This window comes from Dactylosporangium sp. CA-152071, assembly GCF_050936335.1.
GTDB classification, from domain to species: Bacteria; Actinomycetota; Actinomycetes; order Mycobacteriales; family Micromonosporaceae; genus Dactylosporangium; species Dactylosporangium maewongense.
Genome location: NZ_JBNJMZ010000001.1, coordinates 6,939,976 through 6,960,400, shown reverse-complemented (window position 1 = coordinate 6,960,400; position 20,425 = coordinate 6,939,976). Strand labels below are relative to the sequence as shown.

Annotated in this window: 13 protein-coding genes; 1 reads left to right on the top strand and 12 read right to left on the bottom strand. The window is 72.8% G+C overall.

Features of this window, described 5'->3' with window-relative positions; genetic code table 11:
- Position 1 precedes the first annotated feature (1 nt).
- The 11 genes from ACQEVZ_RS31345 to ppc form a co-directional block, all read right to left on the bottom strand.
- Positions 2 to 949: a MazG family protein gene (locus ACQEVZ_RS31345; RefSeq protein WP_354890856.1), complete on the bottom strand. Its 948-nt coding sequence runs from the start codon at positions 947 to 949 to the stop codon at positions 2 to 4.
- 6 nt (positions 950 to 955) lie between these two features.
- Complete coding sequence (locus tag ACQEVZ_RS31340; protein ID WP_433373105.1) at positions 956 to 1,639, bottom strand: hypothetical protein; 684 nt, start codon at positions 1,637 to 1,639, stop codon at positions 956 to 958.
- Positions 1,640 to 1,641: 2 nt separating this feature from the next.
- Complete coding sequence (locus tag ACQEVZ_RS31335; protein WP_433373102.1) at positions 1,642 to 2,721, bottom strand: glycoside hydrolase family 26 protein; 1,080 nt, start codon at positions 2,719 to 2,721, stop codon at positions 1,642 to 1,644.
- A gap of 23 nt (positions 2,722 to 2,744) precedes the next feature.
- Positions 2,745 to 3,491, bottom strand: coding sequence for a methyltransferase domain-containing protein (locus ACQEVZ_RS31330; RefSeq protein WP_344501750.1), 747 nt, complete (start codon positions 3,489 to 3,491; stop codon positions 2,745 to 2,747).
- The gene (locus ACQEVZ_RS31325; protein ID WP_433373098.1) at positions 3,488 to 5,041 is read right to left on the bottom strand and encodes a lipopolysaccharide biosynthesis protein; all 1,554 of its coding nucleotides are present in this window, start codon (positions 5,039 to 5,041) and stop codon (positions 3,488 to 3,490) included. The genes ACQEVZ_RS31330 and ACQEVZ_RS31325 overlap by 4 nt, the downstream gene beginning before the upstream one ends.
- Complete coding sequence (locus tag ACQEVZ_RS31320) at positions 5,038 to 5,925, bottom strand: sulfotransferase domain-containing protein (protein WP_344501752.1); 888 nt, start codon at positions 5,923 to 5,925, stop codon at positions 5,038 to 5,040. Before ACQEVZ_RS31320 ends, ACQEVZ_RS31325 begins: the two co-directional genes overlap by 4 nt.
- 2 nt (positions 5,926 to 5,927) lie before the next feature.
- The gene (locus ACQEVZ_RS31315) at positions 5,928 to 7,136 is read right to left on the bottom strand and encodes a hypothetical protein (RefSeq protein ID WP_433373093.1); all 1,209 of its coding nucleotides are present in this window, start codon (positions 7,134 to 7,136) and stop codon (positions 5,928 to 5,930) included.
- Positions 7,133 to 8,506, bottom strand: coding sequence for an O-antigen ligase family protein (locus ACQEVZ_RS31310; protein WP_344501754.1), 1,374 nt, complete (start codon positions 8,504 to 8,506; stop codon positions 7,133 to 7,135). The genes ACQEVZ_RS31315 and ACQEVZ_RS31310 overlap by 4 nt, the downstream gene beginning before the upstream one ends.
- Before the next feature lie 70 nt (positions 8,507 to 8,576).
- Positions 8,577 to 10,418, bottom strand: a complete 1,842-nt coding sequence (locus ACQEVZ_RS31305) for a lipopolysaccharide biosynthesis protein (protein WP_433373089.1) — start codon at positions 10,416 to 10,418, stop codon at positions 8,577 to 8,579.
- A gap of 103 nt (positions 10,419 to 10,521) precedes the next feature.
- A complete protein-coding gene (cysC, locus tag ACQEVZ_RS31300) occupies positions 10,522 to 12,063 on the bottom strand; it encodes an adenylyl-sulfate kinase (RefSeq protein WP_433377100.1) in 1,542 nt (513 codons plus the stop codon).
- 86 nt (positions 12,064 to 12,149) lie between these two features.
- A complete protein-coding gene (gene ppc, locus ACQEVZ_RS31295) occupies positions 12,150 to 14,975 on the bottom strand; it encodes a phosphoenolpyruvate carboxylase (RefSeq protein WP_433373086.1) in 2,826 nt (941 codons plus the stop codon).
- 205 nt (positions 14,976 to 15,180) lie between these two features.
- On the opposite strand from ppc, the gene mfd reads away from it, so the two are divergent.
- A complete protein-coding gene (gene mfd, locus ACQEVZ_RS31290) occupies positions 15,181 to 18,771 on the top strand; it encodes a transcription-repair coupling factor (RefSeq protein ID WP_433373083.1) in 3,591 nt (1,196 codons plus the stop codon).
- Between the two features lie 767 nt (positions 18,772 to 19,538).
- Here the strand turns inward: mfd and ACQEVZ_RS31285 are convergent.
- A complete protein-coding gene (locus tag ACQEVZ_RS31285; RefSeq protein ID WP_344501758.1) occupies positions 19,539 to 20,354 on the bottom strand; it encodes a WecB/TagA/CpsF family glycosyltransferase in 816 nt (271 codons plus the stop codon).
- Positions 20,355 to 20,425 lie beyond the last annotated feature (71 nt).

Here is a 20,425-nt window from a genome sequence, read left to right as displayed (position 1 = left end):
CTTATTCGGCGCGGCGGACGGCGTCCATGTAGGACAGGGCGGCGGCGCGCAGGGCGGCCTCGGCGTCCCGGCCGGTCCGGTCGGCCTCGACCACCAGGGCGAAGAGGGCGGCGCCGAGCGGGTCGGCGGGGGTGAAGTCGACGGTGAGGCCGGCGCGGGCGACGCGGTGCAGGAGCTTCGCGGTCAGGGCGAGCGCGGGCTGGGAGAGGGCGACCCCGTCGACGGCGGAGCCGCGGGACTTCTCGGCCTGCTTGATCTGCTCCCAGTTGGCGATGATGTCGTCGATGCCGCCGACCTGGGTGTCGGCGAAGACGTGGGGGTTGCGGCGGATGAGCTTGGCGACGAGGTCGCCGGCGACGTCGTCGAGGGTGAACCTGTCGGAGGTGTCCGCCGCCTCCTCGGCGAGGCGGGCGTGCAGCACGACCTGGAGCAGGACGTCGCCGAGCTCCTCCCGGACCGCTTCGGGGTCGGCGTCGCGGATGGCGTCGTAGAGCTCGTACGCCTCCTCGAGCAGGAACGGCGCCAGGCTCTCGTGCGTCTGTGCGCGCTTCCACGCGTCGCCGGTCTCGGGGTGCATGAGCCGGTCCATGACGGTGACGGCGTCCAGGACGCGGGCGCCGGGCGGGTCCCAGGAGCCGTAGAGCAGCTCCAGGGCGGCGAGGCCGGGCTCGCGGGCCAGCCGCAGGCCCAGCGAGCGGGCGAGCTCCTCGTCGCCGTCGGGGGCGGCGAGCCAGACGATGGTGCCGTGCTCGGCGAGGGCGTCGAGCAGGACCTCGACGGCGGGGTCCACGACGGTCACGGTGGCGCCGGCGGCCCGCAGCGCGTCGACCTGCGGGGAGTCGGATCCGGTGTACACCGGATGGGCGCGGACCACGTCCCACGCCTCGGCGGTGAGCACACCGGCCGGGAGGCGGGGCGAGGTCACCAGCAGGATCACGCTGCCCGGCACAGTTCCTCAGACCTCCTCGGCGAGACCTCCGTCGAAGGTCAGATGGACCAGGATACTGGCCCGGGCGACGCCGCCCCGGCCGATGTCGACGGTGACCGGCAGCCCGTATGTGAGGCCCTGGTACCGCGGGTTGACGGTGATGCCCGAGCCGGCGACGGCGTCGTCGAGCTGCCGGCGCAGCGCGATCATCCGGCCGATCGCGTCGCGGGTCAGCAGGTACTGGACCTGCTCGAACGCGTAGAAGTCGGAGACCGGGCGGCCGCTGGCGAAGAACAGCGCGTCGAAGGCGGCCCGCTGCTGCGCGAGGTCCGGCTCGACGGGCGTGACGGCGGCGGCGAGGGTGACCAGGATGTCCTGGGCCTCGGTGACCAGCGGCACGATCGGCGCGTCCGGGGCGACGCCGTAGTACTGCGCGACCAGGCCGGGGTCGGTGTCGTGGCGCAGCGCGAGGCCGCGCGAGGCGGCGAGCCGGCCGCCGACGTCCCGGATGATCATGGAGCCGAGGACGTATCCGGTGACGTTGCCGCGCTGGGCGGGGGCGTAGGGCAGGTCGTCGGCGACGGCGGTGACCTGGTCGATGGTGACGGCGCCGCCGCCCAGGTAGGCGGCGACCCCCGGGTCGGACCGGCAGCCGGCGAGGGACGCGCACGCGAGGGCCGCGACCAGCGCGAACACACGGAACCGGGGCATCGTCACTTCTTCCTCGTCTTGCCGGCGACGGCGGTGGTCATCGGCGTGTAGTGCGGGTCCTGGGCGAGGGACTGGCGGAAGGCGCCGAGGACCGTGGGGTCGTCCGACACCTGGAACTGCTGCGTGGGGCCCTTGTTGTCCGTCGGGTCGGACTCGAAGTACATCACGGCCCGGATCTGCGGGTTGGCCTTGAACGTCGCGGACGCGTCACGCAGCCACGCGGCGCGCTGCTCGGTGCCCCACGCGCGGGCCACCCCGAACTCGCCGATCATCACCGGTTTCGTCGGGTGGGCCGCGCAGAACTCCAGGAACTGCCGCATCAGCTCGCCGATCGTGCCGTACCTGGAGCCGGCGTAGACGTCGACGCAGTTCCAGTCGACGGCGTCGTCGCCGGGGTAGAACTCGGCCGCGTAGCCGCCCTGGAAGCCTTCCACGGTCGGGCACCAGACCCAGGACGCGTTGGTGGCGCCCTCCTCGGTGAAGATGGCGCGCACGTGCCGCCAGGCGGCGATGTAGTCCTCCCCCGACCACATCTGGGCCCGCAGGTTGGGGCGGTCCATCTCCCACCGGAAGCGCATCAGCACCGGCTTGCCGAACGCCTTGAGCTCGCGGGCCCGGTCGCGGATGAGCGTGTCGTAGCGCCCCAGGGTGATGAGCCTGGTGTCGCCGCTCGCCCACGACAGCATGAGGGTCGTGCCCCGGGCGGCGAACTGCTCGTCGGAGGCGTTGAAGAAGTTCTCGTCGAAGCGGCGGTACGTGTTGACGATCGCCATCTTGCGGCCGACGGTCTTCTCCCACGCCGTCATCGCCGACAGCCGGCCCGACTCGGTGAGGTGCTCCGGCCGGACCCACGCGCCGAGGTACGAGCCGTGCTTCGGCGGCGCGATGGGTCCGGCCGCGAACGGGCCGGTCGAGGTGGCGATGGCCGGCGGTGCCCCGGGCGCGCCCGGGGGTGCCTGGGTGCCGGTCGGCGACGGCCGCGGGGCCGGGGTGTCCTTCGTGGACATCACGCTGAGGGTCACCGCCGTCGCACCCGCCACGACGGCGACCACGACGGCGGCGACGAGCCCGATCCGCTTCACTGCGAGAAGGTCCTCCGCTAGAGCTACTTGGGTATCCGCCGTGCCACGTAGAGCACGTCGGTGGCCACCCCCGAGAGGCGGCGGCTGCGCGCGGCGATGTCGTCGGTGCGGCGGGCGACCGGGCGCAGCCATTCGCGCCGGTACGCCCCGGCCGGGCACAGCGCGAAGCCGCGCCGCTCGACGACCTCGAAGCCGTGCCTGGCGAGGAGCTGCTCCACCTCGGCGTGGTGCAGCTCCGCGAACCAGCTGTTGGTGCGGTTGGAGCGGTACCGCAGGTGCCGCAGCGACGAGCGGTTGCCGTGGTTCTCCACGACGAGCAGCCCCGAATCCGCCTCCGGCAGGATCTTCGCGGCGAAGGCGATCGCCCGGTCCCGGACGTCCTTGGGCGCGTTGAGCAGCAGCCGGAACACGGTCACCAGCGCCGGGCCGTCGACCGTGGCCGGCTCCGGGATGGGCCCGTCGCCGGCGACCTGGTGCAGCTTCGCGTAGACGCCCGCCTCCTGGGCCTTGGCGAGCATCTGGGCGGACACGTCGTAGCCGTGCGCCGCCCGTACGACACCGTGCAGCAGCTTGATCGCCCGGCCGGTGCCGCACGCGAAGTCGTGCTGGACGGGCCGGCGGGCGGTGAACTCCCGGCGGACCAGGCGGCGCAGGAACGCGCGCTGCCGGCCGCTCACCGCCGTCGAGTAGGTCTCCGGCGCGTAGACCACCCGCTCGTACTTGTCGACCGCCGCATCCGACTGGAAGACCTCCGCGTAGTCGGTTCTCATCGCTCCCCCTGCATCAGAACGTGCCTCAAACGCACGGCCGCGTAGCAGTACACGGCCGCACCCGCCCCCGTGGCGGCGAACTTCACCATCAGCCCGTGGACCGGCAGCACGGCCAGCTGCGGCACGGCGAAACACGATGTGGCCAGCCCGCAGGCGAGCAGCGTGGCCCGCCCGAACGGGTGCAGGCCGAGACCCCGCACGACCTGCACGAGCGGGACCAGGTTGTTGACGAGCACCGCGGCGCACAGGCCGACGGCGGCGCCGAACGCGCCGAGCCGGGGGATCAGCAGCGCGTCGACGCCGAGCATGGTGACCAGGGCGAGGCCGACGTTGGCGAGGTTCCACCACGTGCGGCCGGCCATGGCGAGGACGACGTCGACCATCCCGCACGCGGTCGCGACCATCATCGTGGCGGCGAGGAGCCGCACGATGCGCGCGCCGCCCTCGTAGTGCTCGCCGAAGAGGTCGAGGTACAGGTGGGCGTAGGTGAACATCAGCAGGTACAACGGCCAGCAGGCGAGCACCACCCAGGCGGTCGCCTGGCGGTAGAGCAGGTTCGCGCCGGCCTTGTCCCGCACGGCGAGGCGCTCGGCGAGGCGCGGCTGGACGGACTGGGTGACGCCCTGGTTGACGAACTGCCCGAGGATGACGAAGCGGCCGGCGACGGCGTACATGGCGGCGGGTGCCAGGCCGGCGAGGGCCGCGACGAGCAGCACGTCGACGCGCTGCAGCGCCATCTGCGCGAAGCTGGCGACGGCGCGGGGCGCGGTGAACGCCCAGAACCGCCGCGGGGTGAAGTCGGAGCGCTCCGCGGTGTCCCCTGTGGAGTCCCCTGTGGAGTCCCCTGTGGAGTCCCCTGTGGAGTCCCCTGTGGAGTCCCCTGTGGACTCCGTGATGCGGGTGCGGAGCCGGGTCAGGGCCACGCCGGCGAACAGCGCGGCCGGCAGGTAGGGCAGCGCCCACAGCGCGGCGAACACGTCGGGGCCCCAGCCTGTGGCCCACACCAGCGCCAGGAGGACCAGCTGCGCGCCGGGCCGCATGACCCGGTCGAGCAGCACGGTCGGGCGCATCGAGCGCAGCCCGCGGGTCGCCGCGAGCAGCGCGTCGCTGACCGTGGCGAGCGGCAGGAACACGGCGAGCGTGCGGACCAGGTCGGGCCGCCCCGGCAGCAGGTCCGCGGCGAACCACAGGCCGCCGGCGATGACCAGCGCCGCCACGACGACCGGGACCAGCGCCGCGCGCAGGCACTCCCGCAGCCGCGACAGGTCGCCGACCGCGCGCATCCGCGCCGGCCAGTACACCAGCGACGTCTGCACGCCGAGCTTGGCGACCGTGACGCCGAGGCCGAAGACGGCGGTCGCGGCGAAGAACGCGCCCGCGCCGCGCGGGTCGAGGGCACGGGCGGCGAGCCACGTGACGCCGAGCCCGGCGACACCGGTGCAGACGGTGCCGGCGAGGTTGGCAAGGCCGCCCCGGGCGGCGCCGCGCAGCATGCCGCCGGGCGACTCCAGACCGGCTCCGGTGGTGGGCTTGTCGAGGGTCGCCGTCACGCCGGACTGTCCGCTGTGGACAGCCAGGAGGGGCGGTGGCCGAGCCAGGCGGCGAGCCGCTCGTCGTAGGGCGCGTAGTGCGCGGCGAGCTCCTGGGCGATCGAGTCGTCGAGGCGGTTGCGGGGGCGGGCGTTGTGCCGCTCGAACGCCGGGTACTGGCCGACCCGCGGCAGGCCGAGGAAGTCCAGGACGGCGTCGTACACGGGCTCCGGGCGCAGGAAGAACTCGGTGCTGTCCACGACGTGCACCCGGTCGCGGCCGAGCAGCGCGGCCATCGGCTCGATGTACTCGATGTATTCGCCGCGGGCCCGGTACGCGTGGTGCTGGTGGGCGAAGCTGTAGGCGGACGGGTCGCCGACGAGCAGCTCCCGCTGCCCGGCGAGCCGGGCCGGCTCCAGCGCGAGCGCCTTGCCGAAGTCGACCTCGGGCTCGAAGCCGCGGGCGACCTCGTGCGCGTGCTGGGAGTAGGCGCGCTCGACCGGGTCGCGGACCAGCACGACGAGCTTCACGCCCGGCAGGTCCTTGGCGATCCGGGCCAGGGCGTGCGGGTGGTACATGTAGTACGGGCTGGACTCGAACGTCTGCGCCGGCACGCCGAGCTCGTCGCGGATCCGCTCGGACCGCCGCTGCAGCGGGAAATGCCCGCGGTACCAGCGCAGCCCGTGGTGGTAGCCGACGTCGAAGTAGTGCACGCCTTTGTGCAGCACGGCCTTGATGACGGCCGGGTGCGCGGCGAGCGCGCGGTAGAGCGACGTGGTGCCGCAGCGCTGCCCACCGCAGATCAGGAACTGCGGCAGCATCCGCCGGTTGGCGGTGAGCTGCCCGTAGTTGCGGGATCCGAAGTGGATGATCCGCTTCATCGTGTCGGGAACCTGCACGGGCATGGTTACAGAGCCTCCACTCGCGCGACGAGAACGGGCAGCAGCCAGCTGCCGAGCACGCCCAGCCGGGCGCCGGCCTCCGCCTGCCGGTCGGTGACGTACCGGGTGGCCAGGTCGATGAGGTAGAGCAGGGTGGTCACCTCGACCGCCTGGCGGTGCACCACGCCGAACGGCAGCAGCAGCTCGGGCGCGGCGTCGATGAGGTCGTTGACGCACCTGTCCGGCGACGGGGACCGGCCGATGTCGAGCTGCAGCGCGTGGTGCAGCGCGTCGTAACCGATCGGGACGCCGGGGGTGAAGCGTTCCCAGTCCCAGACCAGGATCGTGTCGGCGAGGGAGGCCATGTTCCACGGGGACCAGTCGCCGTGCCAGGAGCCGTAGGTGAGCTGGACGCCGCCGGCGGCGCGGGCGATCCGCTCGGCCGCGGCCCGCAGCGCCCCGCCCTCGGCGTGGCCGCTGATCGCGTCGAGCCGGGCCCGCAGCCGGGTCCAGTAGCCGCTGTCGTCGAGGCGGCCGCGGCGGGTGCCGCAGCAGGCGGCGACCTCGCCCATCGCCTTGGCGAGCCGGGGCGCGGTCAGCGGGACCCTGGGCCGCCACACCGGCAGCGCCGACTGCACGAGGACCTCGTGCTCGCCCCACTGTCCGATGTGGATGGCGTCGGGCACCCGCAGCGCCCTGAGCCCGGCGGTCGACACGGCGGCCAGGGCGTTGCCCTCGGCCTTGACCAGGGTGCGGGTCAGCGCCGACGTGCCGAGCTTCGCGAACGCCATGGTGGCGCCGGACTCGGTGAGCAGCTGCAGCACCGGCTTGCGGTTGGCCCGCGCCGGTCCGATGTGGACGCTGAGCCGCACGTCGGTGCCGAGGGCCCGGCGCAGGTACGTGTCGATGGTGTCGGCGCCGGGCGTGATCCGCAGCCGGTCGCGCAGCAGCACCGACGACGCGCCGGTGCGCAGGGCGGCGACGACCGCGTCGCGCTTGAGCTTCGCCATCCGGGACTGCGGCTCGGCATAGCGGCGCACGGCGGCGGCGGCGAGGCGGCGGTCGTCGGCGGGCACGAGCAGCCGCGGCTTGCGGGCGTTCGGCACGACCAGGTACTCCACGACCCCGGATCCCTGCCCCGGGTACAGCAGGGCGAGGACCTCCTCGATGTACTGCGCGCGCAGCTGCTCGTCGTCGACCTGCAGCGCGGCCGGGGCGGTCTTCACTGGGCTCATCGGCTCTCCAAACGGTTGCGCCACAGGACGGCATACGCGAGGAAGGTCAACGCCAGCGGGGTGACGAGCGCGTTGTACCAGAACATCGCGGCGAAGCTGGACACGATCGCGGCGGACGCGGCGAGGCCGGCCGGGGTCGCGTCGCGCCGGAAGCGCCACAGCCCGACCACGAAGAACCCCAGGTAGGTGCCGGTGCCGAGCAGCCCGTGCGCGAAGAGGAGCTGCCACAGCTGGCCGTTGCCGCCGATGGTGAAGTTGCCGCAGCGCTCGCAGCCGTCGCTCTCCCCGACGGCGATCGAGTTGCGGCCGCCGATGGTGTTGCGAGTGGATCCGAAGCCGATCAGCGGCGACTCGGCCACCCCGCCGACGGCCTTCTCCGTGGTGTACATGCGGACCCCGTTGGACTTGCCGTCCTCGAGCCGGGCGCTGACGACGTCGCCCAGCGGCGTGGTGGCGACGGCGACCACGACGGCGATGCCGGCGACGCCGACCAGGCCGAGGGCGGCGAGGCGGCCGCGCAGCGCCAGGCGCACCGACACGTACAGCGCCATGACGCCCAGGCCGATCCACAGCCCGCGGTTGAGCGAGTAGACGATCGGCGCCATCGCCGCGAGGAGGACGACGGCGGTGCCCGTCTTGACCTTCCTGCTCCTGGTCAGCGACCAGCCGGCGACGAGCATCCAGCCGATGAGGAGGCAGACGTTGTTGCCCCAGGTGTTGGTGTACCCCCAGGGCGCGCCGGGGCGCGGCGTCTCCCCGCCGAGCAGGTTCATGATCTGCGCGGCGGTCGGGTGGACCAGCGACTGGATGAAGCTGTTCTCGCGCAGGTGGTGCGGCAGCAGCAGCTCCAGCGGCGCGGTGAACTCGAACGTGGGCGCGGCCATGCCGAGCAGCCCGCCGGCGACGGTGATGACGAAGAGCCACGCGAGCAGCCGGACGAACCGCTGCTGCGGCAGCTCCCGGCGGCCGACGTTGCCGGCGTAGACCAGGATCACGGTCAGCGCCGCGTAGCCGCCGAGGCGGTACGTGTAGGAGACCAGCCTGCTGGCGGCGGTGCCCGGCACGGTGCCGGCCGGGTCGGCGCCGAGGCTGAACAGCCCCAGCGCGACCACAGCAAGGAACAGCAGCCACAGCAGGAACCCGGGCGGCAGCTTGACGAGCTGCCCCGACGCGCGGTGCCGCAGCAGCGACACCAGCATCGGCACGGCGACCAGGAAGAAGATCAGGGTGCCGAGGCCCAGCGCCCACCACAGCGGGTACAGCAGGAGCAGGCCGGTCACGGGCCAGGCGGGCAGCCGGTGCGCCCGTTTCAGCAGGCCGGTCGACGGTGCCGCCGCCTGCGGCGAGGGATGGTTCGCGAGGGCGGTCATCCCGCCACCTCCGCTTCGCTCCGGCGTCGGCCTGCCCTGAACCTGCTACATGATTCGCTCGCAAGCTCACTCATCGGCGCTTGTCGGCGCCGTTCTCACCCGCGGTGTCGGCGTTGACGCGGGTCACCGAGATGGTGCGGGTCTGCCGCTTCGGCACGCTCGGCGACGCCTGCGTGACCTTCGGCGCCGTCGCGGTGGCGGTGCCGCCGGCGGGCGCGGCGGGTGCGGCGGGCGCCGTGCGGATCCGCTTCGGGGCCACCGGCTCCTCGGGCTCCTTCGGCGGCAGCTTCTCCAGGACTGCGGTCATGTCGTCGGCGACGGTGACCTCCTGCGCGTCGCGCTCCTCGCCGCCGCGGGTGACGGCCAGGCGCGGCAGGACGACCGCGCCGAGCAGCGGCGTGCCGACCCGGCGCAGCTGGTCGGCGGCGTCGGCGACCTCGGTGTTGCGGGTGCGCCGCAGCTCGACCGCGACGATCGCGGCGTCGGCGAGGCTGGCGAGGCTCTGCGCGTCGGCGCTGGTCGACGTCGAGGGTGCCTCGACGACCACGTAGGCGGCCCGCTCCCGCAGCGTCGCGAGGGTGTCGCGCAGCGCCTGCGACTGCAGCAGCCCGCCGGCGCTGGCGGTGCCGCCGGTGGTGACGACGCTGAGGTTGGGGTGCCGTGGCGCGCGCTGGGTGGCGCTGCTCAGGGAGAACCGGCCGGCGAGCACGTCGGACAGGCCCGGCACGGACCGCACGCCGAGCATCTTGTTGACGCTGGCGGTGTCGACGAGGCTGTCGGGGAGGTGGGCGCAGACGAGGACCGTTTCGGCGCCCGTACGGGCGAACGCGGCCGCGAGGTTGGCGGCGACGACGGTCGACGCGGCGCCGCGGCTGGCCCCGGCCACGACGACGACCTGCCCGGCGAGGGCGACCCGGGCGTCGGCGCCCAGCGGCGCGGGGACGCTGGCGAGGACCTCGTTGCGGAGCCGGTTGAAGATGCGGCCGCCGGCGCCGAACGGCGCGAACACGTCGTCGAGGCGCGGCTTGACCCGGCCGGGGACGGCGGCGAGGACCGTGACGTCGACCCGGCGGGGCAGGTCGGAGGGGCGGCGGACACGCTGGTCGAGCCGCTCGCGCAGCAGGGCCGAGCCGACGCCGAGCAGCAGGCCGAGCATGGCGCCGCTGGCGAGGTTGAGCAGCCGGTTGGGCTTCACCGGGCGGGACGGCAGCTCCGCGTCGCGGGTGATCTTGCCGGCGTTGACGGTCGTGGTCAGCAGCTGGTTGAGCTGGCCGGCGAGGGTGTTGATCTGCGACGTGGCGGTGGTGCGCTGGCTCTCCAGGTTGGGCCGGTTGGGGTCGGTCGGGCGGAGGTTGGCGAGCCGGTTGTTGATCTGCAGCAGGTTGGCGTTGAGCTGGTTGAGCTTGTCCTGCAGGATCGCGATCCGCCCGGCGACCTCGGTCTTCGCGCTCTCCTCGCGGTTGCGCAGGTACGCCTCGGCGAACGCGTGGGAGCCGGCCTGCGCGACACGGGCGTCGCTGGAGGAGAAGGTGATGACCAGGAACGTGGTGTTCGGCGGGACCTCGACGCGGACCTTGCGGGCCAGCTCGTCCGGCGTCTCCGCGGCGCGCATCAGCTCGCGGGCGCCGGCGGCCACCGTCGTCGAGGTCACCAGCTGCGCCTCGTTGTCGAGGTTGATGTCGCCCTTGGTGCGGCCGCTGGTGGAGTTCGCGTCCTGCCCGTTGCCGAGCGGCGAGACGAGGACGGACGTGGCGGACTCGTACACCTTCGTCTGCATGCCGGTGAACTGCACCGCGCCGAGGAGACCGGCGCCGACCAGCAGGAGCACCAGCCACCAATGGCGCCGGGCCATGCCGAGCAGGTCGACGCCCGGAGAGTCGATTTCGGCGGAAAGCTGGCGGTTGGCGTCCATGAAGCGGCGGCCCCTTCGGCGTCAGGTTCTCCAGGGGCTAACGCTTCCGGGACGTTCGGCGTAATGGGCTGATGTGCCCGCTTTTACGTCTTTTCCGTCTCTTTTACGGAATAGGGCGGGGGTCCAGCCAGCCGTTGTTACCGAGGTAGCGCAGGACGGTGGTGACCGCCTCGCCGTACGACAGACCGGTCGTGTCGATCGTCAACTCGGCGTCGACCGGTGTCTCGTACGGGTCGTCGATACCCGTCATGCCCTTGATCAGGCCGGCCCGCGCCTTCGCGTAGAGCCCTTTGCGGTCGCGCCGCTCGCACTCGGCGAGCGGCGTCGACACATGGACCAACACGAAACCGGCCCCGGCGTTACGGGCGAACTCCCGCGCGGCCGCGCGGCCGTCGTGGTACGGCGCGATCGGGCAGCAGATCGCCACCCCGCCGTGCCGGCCCACCTCGGCGGCGACCCAGCCGATCCGCTTGATGTTCGTGTCGCGGTCCGCGGCGGAGAACGTGAGGCCGGCCGACAGGTGCCGGCGCACGATGTCGCCGTCGAGCAGCGTGATGCTGCGCTCCCCCGTCTCCTGCAGCGCGTCGGCGACGCCGGTCGCCATCGTCGACTTGCCGGAGCCGGACAGGCCGGTGAAGAACACGACCAGGCCTCGCTGCCGGCGCGGCGGGCGGTCCCGGGTCAGCTCGCGGGCGACCGCCGGCGGGGTGTGCCACTCCGGCAGGATCGTGCCCCGGTCGAGGTGGTCGTCGATCTCCGCGGTGGTCAGCGGCAGCCTGCGGTGCTTCGGCGGGATGTCGTCGAGCGAGCGCCACTGCCCGTCGCGGCCGTCGTACGCGAGCTCCCGGGGCACGAGGACCCGCAGGCCGCCGCCGGACAGCATCGAGTCGCTGGACGCGAGCAGGTGGGTCACGCCGTACGCGGCGGCGACCCGGGTGCGCAGCATGGCCGCGCGGATGTCGTCGCCGTCGTGATGCGGCAGCGGCAGCGTCACGATCGTGGACGGGGGCATCCGGTCGCGGGCCGCCAGGACGCAGCGGACCAGCGCCTCCGGGGCCAGGCCGTCGGGGCCGGGGCTGCCGACCGGCACCAGCACGAGCAGGTGTGCCGCGAGGGTACGGGCGGCGCGCGCGATCTGGGCCAGCTGCGGCCGGTGCAGCGGGCGGTCCGCGATGACCCCGAGGACCCGGCCCTGCGGCAGCACGCCGCGCACCTCCGCGGGCGTCCTACGCATGCGGCGGAACGGCCCGTGGCCGCCGTCACCGAGCCGCTTGACCGTGCCGGCGGCGCCCCAGCCCCGCCGCGTCGGGTACACCTCGGCGGTGTTCATCGCGGCGATCGGGGCGCCCTCGAGGTCGGCGAGGATCAGCACCCGGCGCGTCGGGTCGGCGACGTCGAGCTGGCCGATCAGGCCCGGCGGCACCTCCAGCGTCACCGGCACCGGCCAGGCCGTCCCGTCGGCGAGCCGGCCGTTGCGGCGCAGCGACGTCAGGTCGGCCGAGCCGAGGAAGCCGGTCAGCGGCTTGTACGCGCCCGACAGCAGCAGCTCGAGGTCGGCGATCTCCGACGGCTTGGGCGTGTAGGTCGGGGCGTCCCGGAGGACCTCGTCCGGCAACGACCATTCCTCGGCAGGCCAACCGTTCACAGACACGCGTGACAGTCTGTCAGTTTCCCGCGCTTTTCTCCCAGCGGGGCCCGTCGCTCATGCGACGGGCCCTTTCCGCGATGCGCTCAGCCCGTGTTGCGCATGCCCGCGGCGATGCCGTTGACCGTGGTGAGCAGGGCGCGCTCCAGGGCCGGGTCCGGCGAGGACTTCCGCCCGCCGCCCCAGACGCCGCTGTCGGCGGCCTTGCTCGCCCGATACTGCGCCAGGAGCGACACCTGCAGGTGGTGCAGGGGCTGCAGGTAGCTGTCGCGGACGCCGAGCGTGCGGTCCAGCACCGGCTGCCGCTCCAGCAGCGACGACTCGCCCGTGATCGCGAGGACCTCGGCGACGGTCTTGTCGTACTCCGCGCGGATGACGTCGAAGACCGGCTTCAGCGGGTCGGGGACCAGCGAGTCGACGTAGCGCGAGGCGATCTCCAGGTCCGTCTTGGCCAGCATCATCTCGACGTTGGACAGGAACGTGCCGAAGAAGTGCCACTTCTCGTGCATCTCGCGCAGCACGTCGCTCAGGCCGGCCACGCGGGCCGCCTCCAGGCCGCTGCCGACGCCGAACCAGCCGGGCACGATCTGCCGCGACTGCGTCCAGCCGAACACCCACGGGATCGCCCGCAGGCCGCCGAGGCCGGCGTCGGCGTTCGGCCGCTTCGCCGGGCGGGAGCCGATGTTGAGCGCGCCGAGCAGCTCCGTCGGCGTCGCCGCCCAGAAGTACGCCGGCAGGTCCGGGTTCTCGACCAGGCCGCGGTAGTTGGCGAACGCGGCCGTCGACACCGTCTCCATCGCCGCGTCCCAGCGGGCGAGCGCCTCCGCGGGCTGCCGCGGCTCGGTGTGCAGCAGGGCGCTCTGCAGCACGGCGGCGAGCGTCAGCTCCAGGTTCTCCCTGGCGAGGGCCGGCAGCGTGTACTTGTCGGAGATGACCTCACCCTGCTCGGTGACCTTGATCGCGCCGTCGAGCGTGCCCCACGGCTGGGCGAGGATCGCCTCGTGGGTCGGGCCGCCGCCGCGGCCGACGGTGCCGCCACGGCCGTGGAAGAGCCGCAGCCGCACCCCATGGCGGGCGGCGACGTCACGCAGCTGCCGCTGCGCCTTGTGGATCATCCACTGGGACGTGGTGATGCCCGCGTCCTTGTTGGAGTCGGAGTAACCGAGCATGACCTCCTGGACGTCACCCCGGGCGCGCACGATCGCGCGGTACACCGGAATCGACAGCAGATCGTCCAGCAGCTCGCCGGCCATCTCCAGCTCGCGGGCCTGCTCCAGCAGCGGCGCGAAGCCGACCCGGGCCCGGGCCGACTCCATCGACGCCCCGCCGAACCCGGCCCCGGCGCTGACCTCGACCAGGCCCCACTCGCGGGCGAGGACGACCGCGGCGAGCACGTCGTCGATGCCCTGCGTCATCGAGATGATGTACGTCTCGACGACCTCCGGGCCGAACCGCTCCTGCACCTCACGGATCGCGGCGAACACGTCGAACGTCTTGCGGGCGGTGTCGGTCAGCCCGGTGTCGCGGGTGGCGAGCGGGCGGCGGCCGTTGAGCTCGTCGATCAGCAGCTGGCGGCGGGCGTCCCGGTCGAGCGTGGCGTAGTCGACCTCGCCGACCCGCCGGTACAGCTGGGCGAGCACCTCGTGGTGGGCGTCGGCGTGCTCGCGCACGTCGAGCGTCGCCAGCTGCAGGCCGAACGCGGACAGCGTGCGGATCGCCGAGGCGAGCTTGCCGGTCGCGGCGAGCTGGCCGCCGTTGCGCGCCAGCGACGCCCGCATCAGCTCCAGGTCGGCGATGAGCTCGCCGGTGCCGAGGTAGTCGCGGCCCGGCTTGTGCGGCGTGCCGGTGGCCAGCCGCGCGCGGGTGTGCTGGAGCTTCAGCCGGATGCAGCGCAGCTTCAGCCGGTAGGACTCCTCCAGGTTGACCCGCCGGTAGCGGGCCGGCAGCTCCGGCAGGTTGTCCAGGTCGGCGGCGAGGCTCGCGGACAGGTCGAGCGACACCCCGCGCAGGCGCTTGGAGACCGAGATCTCGTCGATGAGGCCGTCGATGACGCCCTCGGCGGCGCGGATGCCGTACTCGTGCTGGATCAGCAGGACGTCGCGGGTGACGGCCGGGGTGACGAACGGGTTGCCGTCCCGGTCCCCGCCGATCCACGAGCCGAAGCTCAGCGGGCGGGCGGTCGGGGGCAGCTGCACCCCGAGGTCCTTCAGCGTGTCGTAGAGGTCGTCGAGCACCTGCGGGGCGGCGCCGCCGGCCAGGTCGGCGAGGTAGTAGACCGCGTTGCGGGCCTCGTCGCTCGGCTCGGGCCGCTCCAGCCGCAGCTCGTCGGTCTGCCACAGCAGGTCGAGCAGCTCCGCCAGGCGGCGGTCGGTGCGGGCGGTGCGGGTCTTGTCCGGCTCCAGCGAGCCGTCCAGCGCGGTCGCGACCGCCTCGGCGTCCAGCTCGTCGCCGACGGCCCGCAGCTTCGTCAGGATCGAGCGCCGGGCCGCCTCGGTCGGGTGGGCGGTGAAGACCGGCCGCACCGCGAGCTTCGAGGCGATCGAGCCGATCTCCTTCACCCCGACACCACGGTCGGCGATCAGCTTCGCGGCGCGCTCCAGCCAGCCGCCCTCACGGACGCGGATGCGGCGCAGCTCGCGGGCCCGGTGCACCTGCTCGGTGATGTTGGCCAGGTGGAAGTAGGTGGAGAACGCCCTGGCCAGCTGCGTGCCGGCGACCACGTCGAGGCCGCTCAGGCGCTCGGCGGCGGCCTCCGGGTCGGACCGGACGAGCGCGCGGACCTCTTCGACGAGGTCGAGCAGCTGCTGGCCGTCCTGCCGGACGAGGCTCTGCCCGAGCAGCGAGCCGAGGCGGCGGATGTCGGCGCGCAGCGCGGCGTCAGCGTCGCTGGTCGCGGGTGCCTCTGCAGACATGGCGGATCCCTCCGGACGAGACGGCTGGGACGGCGCTGTCCGTTTTCACCGGCATCGTATCGGCTACTACGACGCACCGTGCCGTTCCGGTGAGTCAGGTCTCAACTCTGTTTTGTCATACCCCAGGGATAGGCTGGGTACCGCTCGACATACCCCCGTCCTTCCTGGGCGCCGGGGTTGTTTGCCGTGCAGATGGGTTGCTCCAATGCCAAGACTGGCCGGTCTCACCTCCGCCGCACTGTCCGACCCGGCGCTCGCCCGCGCCCGTGACCTGGCCCGGGGCGGCCACAGCGACCAGGTCGAGCTGACCGCGCCGCCGGCGCTGCGCACCTTCGTGACGGCGGTCGTGGCGGCGGAGCGCCCCGTCCTCGCGGTCACCGCCACCGGCCGGGAGGCCGAAGACCTGGCCGCCGCGCTCGGCTGCCTGCTCGACCCCGCCGACGTGGTCGTCTACCCGGCCTGGGAGACCCTGCCGCACGAGCGCCTCTCCCCCCGCTCCGACACGGTCGGGCGGCGGCTCGCCGTGCTCCGGCGGCTCGCCCACCCCACCCCTTCCTCCGGGCTGCCGCGGGTCGTCGTGGCCCCGGTCCGTTCGGTGCTCCAGCCGCAGCTCAAGGGGCTCGGCGACCTGGAGCCCGTCGAGCTGGTCCCCGGCGGATCCGCCGACCTCGACGACCTCGTGGCGCGGCTGGCGCACCTGGCGTATGCGCGGGTCGACCTGGTCACCAAGCGCGGCGAGTTCGCGGTCCGCGGCGGGATCCTCGACGTGTTCCCCCCGACGGAGGAGCACCCGCTGCGGGTGGAGTTCTGGGGTGACGAGGTCGAGGAGATCCGCTCGTTCGCGGTCGCCGACCAGCGCACGATCGCCGCGGTCGACCGGCTGTGGGCGCCACCGTGCCGGGAGCTGCTGCTCACCGACGAGGTCCGGGCCCGGGCCGCGGCGCTGTCCACCGACCACCCGCAGCTGGCGGAGCTGCTGGACAAGCTCGCCGGCGGCATCCCCGTCGAGGGCATGGAGTCCCTGGCGCCCGCGCTGCTCGGCGACACCGACTCCCTCGAGCTGGTCCTGCACACCATGCCGGCGGGCACGCACGTGCTGCTGTGCGACCCCGAGCGCATCCGCACCCGCGCGCACGACCTGGTCCGCACCAGCGAGGAGTTCCTGGAGGCGAGCTGGGCCGCCGCCGCGGTCGGCGGGAAGGCGCCGATCGACCTGGGCGCGGCCGCGTTCAAGAGCCTGGCCGAGGTGCGCGCGGCGGCCGCGTCGCTCGGCCTGCCGTGGTGGTCGCTGAGCGCCTTTTCGCTTGCTCCTTCCGCTGATCATCTGGTTGATGAGCCTTGGCGGGCCGGCGAGGACGCTCCTGTCGTCGTCTCCGACGACGCCATCTCGATCACCCTGCCGGCGCAGCCCGCGCCGCTCTATCACGGTGAGACCGCCCGGGTCGTCGACGACCTGAAGCGGCTCGCCGGTGACGGATGGCGGCTGGCGCTGGTCTTCGAAGGCTCCGGCCCCGCCCAGCGTGCCGTCGAGGTGCTGCGCGATGCCGGCCTGGGTGTGGTGCTGGTCGACGGCATCGCTTCGCTGCCCGACCCGGGCGTCGTCACCGTCACCACCGGCTCGCTGGGCAACGGCTACCTAGACGAGGGCGCCCGGCTGGCGATCATCACCGGCACCGACATCTCCGGCGGCCGGGGCGCGTCCACCAAGGACATGCGCAAGATGCCTTCGCGGCGGCGCAACCAGATCGACCCCCTCGAGCTGCGCACCGGCGACTACGTGGTGCACGAGCAGCACGGCATCGGCCGCTACATCGAGATGGTGCAGCGCACCGTCAACGGCGCCGACCGGGAGTATCTGGTCCTGGAGTATGCCGCCACCAAGCGCGGCCAGCCCGGCGACCGGCTCTTCGTGCCCACCGACCAGCTCGACCAGCTGTCGCGCTATGTCGGCGGTGAGACGCCCGCCCTGCACAAGATGGGCGGCTCCGAGTGGCAGAAGGCCAAGTCTCGGGCCCGCAAGGCGGTCCGGGAGATCGCCGCGCAGCTCATCCAGCTGTATGCCGTCCGGCAGAATTCGCAGGGCCACGCGTTCGGAGCCGACACGCCCTGGCAGCGGGAGCTGGAGGACGCGTTCCCCTATCAGGAGACGCCCGACCAGCTCGCCGCGATCGAAGAGGTCAAGGGCGACATGGAGAAGTCGACCCCGATGGACCGGCTCATCTGCGGCGACGTCGGCTACGGCAAGACCGAGATCGCGGTCCGGGCCGCGTTCAAGGCCGTGCAGGACGGCAAGCAGGTCGCCGTGCTCGTGCCGACGACGCTGCTCGCGCAGCAGCACTTCAACACGTTCTCCGAGCGGGTCTCCCAGTTCCCGGTCGAGGTGCGGCAGCTGTCGCGCTTCCAGACCCCGACCGAGACCAAGCTGACCATGGAGAAGGTCACCGACGGCACCGTCGACATCGTCATCGGCACCCACCGGCTGCTGCAGACCGCGACCCGGTTCAAGCAGCTCGGGCTGGTCATCGTCGACGAGGAGCAGCGCTTCGGCGTCGAGCACAAGGAGTTCCTGAAGCAGCTGCGGGCCTCCGTCGACGTGCTCACCATGTCGGCCACCCCGATCCCCCGCACCCTGGAGATGGCGATCACCGGCATCCGCGAGATGTCGACGATCGCGACCCCGCCCGAGGAGCGGCACCCGGTCCTCACGTTCGTCGGCGCGCAGGACGACAAGCAGGTCTCCGCCGCCATCCACCGCGAGCTGCTCCGCGACGGCCAGGTCTTCTACCTGCACAACCGGGTCGAGTCGATCGAGCGCGCCGCCCGCAAGCTGCGCGAGCTCGTCCCCGAGGCGCGGATCGCGGTCGCCCACGGCCAGATGACCGAGGAAGCCCTCGAGAAGATCATGGTCGGCTTCTGGGAGAAGGAGTACGACGTCCTCGTCTGCACCACGATCGTGGAGAGCGGCATCGACATCCCCAACGCCAACACCCTCATCGTCGAGCGCGCCGACCTGCTCGGCCTCTCCCAGCTGCACCAGATCCGCGGCCGCGTCGGCCGTGGCCGCGAGCGCGCCTACGCGTACTTCCTGTATCCGCCGGAGAAGCCGCTGACCGAGCATGCCCACGAGCGGCTCGCCACCATCGCGCAGCACACCGAGCTCGGCGCCGGCATGTATGTCGCGATGAAGGACCTCGAGATCCGCGGCGCCGGCAACCTTCTCGGCGGCGAGCAGTCCGGCCACATCGAGGGCGTCGGCTTCGACCTGTACGTGCGGATGGTCGGCGAGGCCGTCCAGCAGTTCAAGGGCGAGCGCCCCGAGGAGGAGGAGCCCGACGTCAAGATCGACCTGCCGGTCGACGCCCACCTGCCGCTGGAGTACATCTCCGCCGAGCGCCTCCGCCTGGAGATCTACCGCAAGATCGCCGGTGCCAAGGACGGCGCCGCCCTCGACGAGATCATCGCCGAGATGAAGGACCGCTATGGCGAGCCGCCGCTGCCGGTCGCGAACCTCCTCGCGGTCGCGCGGTTCCGGTTCCTCGCCCGCACCTACGGCCTGACGGACGTGTCACTGCAGGGCAAGCACGTGCGCTTCGGGCCGCTGCAGTTGGCCGACTCGAAGCAGCTGCGGCTCAAGCGCCTCTACCCGGAGTCGGTCTACAAGTCCGCCGCCGACACAGTCTCCCTGCCCCGCCCCTCCACCCGCCGCATCGGCGGCGAGCCCATGCGCGACACCCAGCTGCTCGACTGGGCCGCCGAACTGCTCAAGACCGTCCTCGGCGACCCGGTCCCCGCCTGACCGCCTCCCCTTCCCCGGCAGCCCGCTCCCGCCGCCCGCAGACCCGACGACCGCTGGGCCGCTGGGCCGCCGGCCGCCGCCCATGCTCGTGATCCAAGTCGCGTGGTGGCTGTCCGGACGGCCAGGGTCGTCCTTGGATCAACCGTTCCCGCGGTGCGCTTCGCTCTGGTCGCCCGGCTTACGGTGTCCGCGTGCGGGTGCCGTTGTGCCGTGTGGTGTAACGGTCGCGCCCGCCTCGGCCGATGGCCACGCACAGACTCCGTCTGCGCGTCCCGGGCGGCGTGGGCACGGTTCGTGCCGTGGTCCCGCGCCGTCGAGGGCATCATTCGGTGCTTCCGCCGGCTTTCATCACCGGTGCACGACACTCCGGACGCCCGCGCGTTGCGTGCCGTCGTTGGCCCACAGTCATGGCAATGCGTTCGGATCGTGCCGGATCTGTCGCCACCGCCGTTGGACAAACCTTCATTGATCCAAGTCGCCCAACGGCCACGCCCGCGACCACGACCATCCTTCGATCAACAACGCCGGACCCTGCACGACCACCAAACTCCACCCGGCCACGGCAACGACCGACATCCGCCTACAGACCGCGACATGATCCAAGTCGTCCAGCGGTTGCCCCCGCGGCCAGGACCGTCCGTGGATCACCATCCACCGCTGGGTCGTGCGCCGGCGTCAAAGGGCATCCGACCACGGCCACCATGATCCAAGTCGTTCAGCGGTCGTGGACGCGGCCAGGGGCATCCTTCGATCAGAGGTTCGGCGGGTCAGGCGCGGTGGGCGGGGCGGTGGGTCAGGCGGTGGTGCAGTGAGCGGGCGAGGAGGGCGGCGGCGAACGGGGCGTCCTCGCGCAGGTAGCGGCGGGCCAGGCGGCGGGGCTCGCGGGCCAGGCGGTCGAGCCACTCCAGGCCGGCCTTCTGCATCGCCGGGTTCGCGCGCTGGATGTCGCCGGCCACGAAGTTGACGGCCGCGCCGCAGCCCAGGAACCACGTGCGGGGCAGGGCGGCCCGGAGGCGGCGGATGAGGTGCTCCTGGCGGGGGAAGCCGATGCCGACGTACACCATCCGCGGGTCGGCGGCGACGACCGCGTCGCACACCTCGGCGAGCGTGGCCGGGTCCTTGTCGAAGCCGAACGGCGGGCAGAGCGTGCCGGCGATCCGCAGGCCCGGGAAGGTGTCGGCGAGGACCAGGGCGGCCCGGTGCGCGCCGTCGTCCTCGCCGAGGTCGCCGGGGGTGCCACCGAGGATGAAGACGCCGTGGTCGTCGGCGGCGAGCGCGCGGGACAGCGACCAGATGAGGTCGGAGCCGGTGACGCGGGCGGGGAGGTTCCAGCCGGCGAGGCGGGCCGCCCAGACCAGTGGCGTGCCGTCGGCGACGACCAGGTCCGCCTCCCGGAGCTGGGCGCGCAGGTGCGGGTCGCGGGACACGTGGCGCAGGATGTCGACGTTCGGCGTGACGATCCAGCCGCCCTCGCCACGGGCCAGCGCCGACCGTACGTGCGAGACGACCTCGGCCTCGGTCAACGGGTCCACGGAGAGGCCGCCGAGAGGGACCCGCCGCCAGCGTGCTCTGGTGTGCAGCATCGTTCATCCGTAATTCGTCGTTAGAGGTAACAGATGCCAGCACAGCTGGCATATCTACCAAAACGACCAAG

What these genes read in the sequence shown, in the direction of transcription:
- ACQEVZ_RS31340 (WP_433373105.1), bottom strand. Translation starts at nt 1,639, where the DNA reads ATGCCCCGGTTCCGTGTGTTCGCGCTGGTCGCGGCCCTCGCGTGCGCG.
- ACQEVZ_RS31330 (WP_344501750.1), bottom strand. Translation starts at nt 3,491, where the DNA reads ATGAGAACCGACTACGCGGAGGTCTTCCAGTCGGATGCGGCGGTCGAC.
- ACQEVZ_RS31320 (WP_344501752.1), bottom strand. Translation starts at nt 5,925, where the DNA reads ATGCCCGTGCAGGTTCCCGACACGATGAAGCGGATCATCCACTTCGGA.
- ACQEVZ_RS31315 (WP_433373093.1), bottom strand. Translation starts at nt 7,136, where the DNA reads ATGAGCCCAGTGAAGACCGCCCCGGCCGCGCTGCAGGTCGACGACGAG.
- ACQEVZ_RS31310 (WP_344501754.1), bottom strand. Translation starts at nt 8,506, where the DNA reads ATGACCGCCCTCGCGAACCATCCCTCGCCGCAGGCGGCGGCACCGTCG.
- ACQEVZ_RS31305 (WP_433373089.1), bottom strand. Translation starts at nt 10,418, where the DNA reads ATGGACGCCAACCGCCAGCTTTCCGCCGAAATCGACTCTCCGGGCGTC.
- ppc (WP_433373086.1), bottom strand. Translation starts at nt 14,975, where the DNA reads ATGTCTGCAGAGGCACCCGCGACCAGCGACGCTGACGCCGCGCTGCGC.
- mfd (WP_433373083.1), top strand. Translation starts at nt 15,181, where the DNA reads ATGCCAAGACTGGCCGGTCTCACCTCCGCCGCACTGTCCGACCCGGCG.
- ACQEVZ_RS31285 (WP_344501758.1), bottom strand. Translation starts at nt 20,354, where the DNA reads ATGCTGCACACCAGAGCACGCTGGCGGCGGGTCCCTCTCGGCGGCCTC.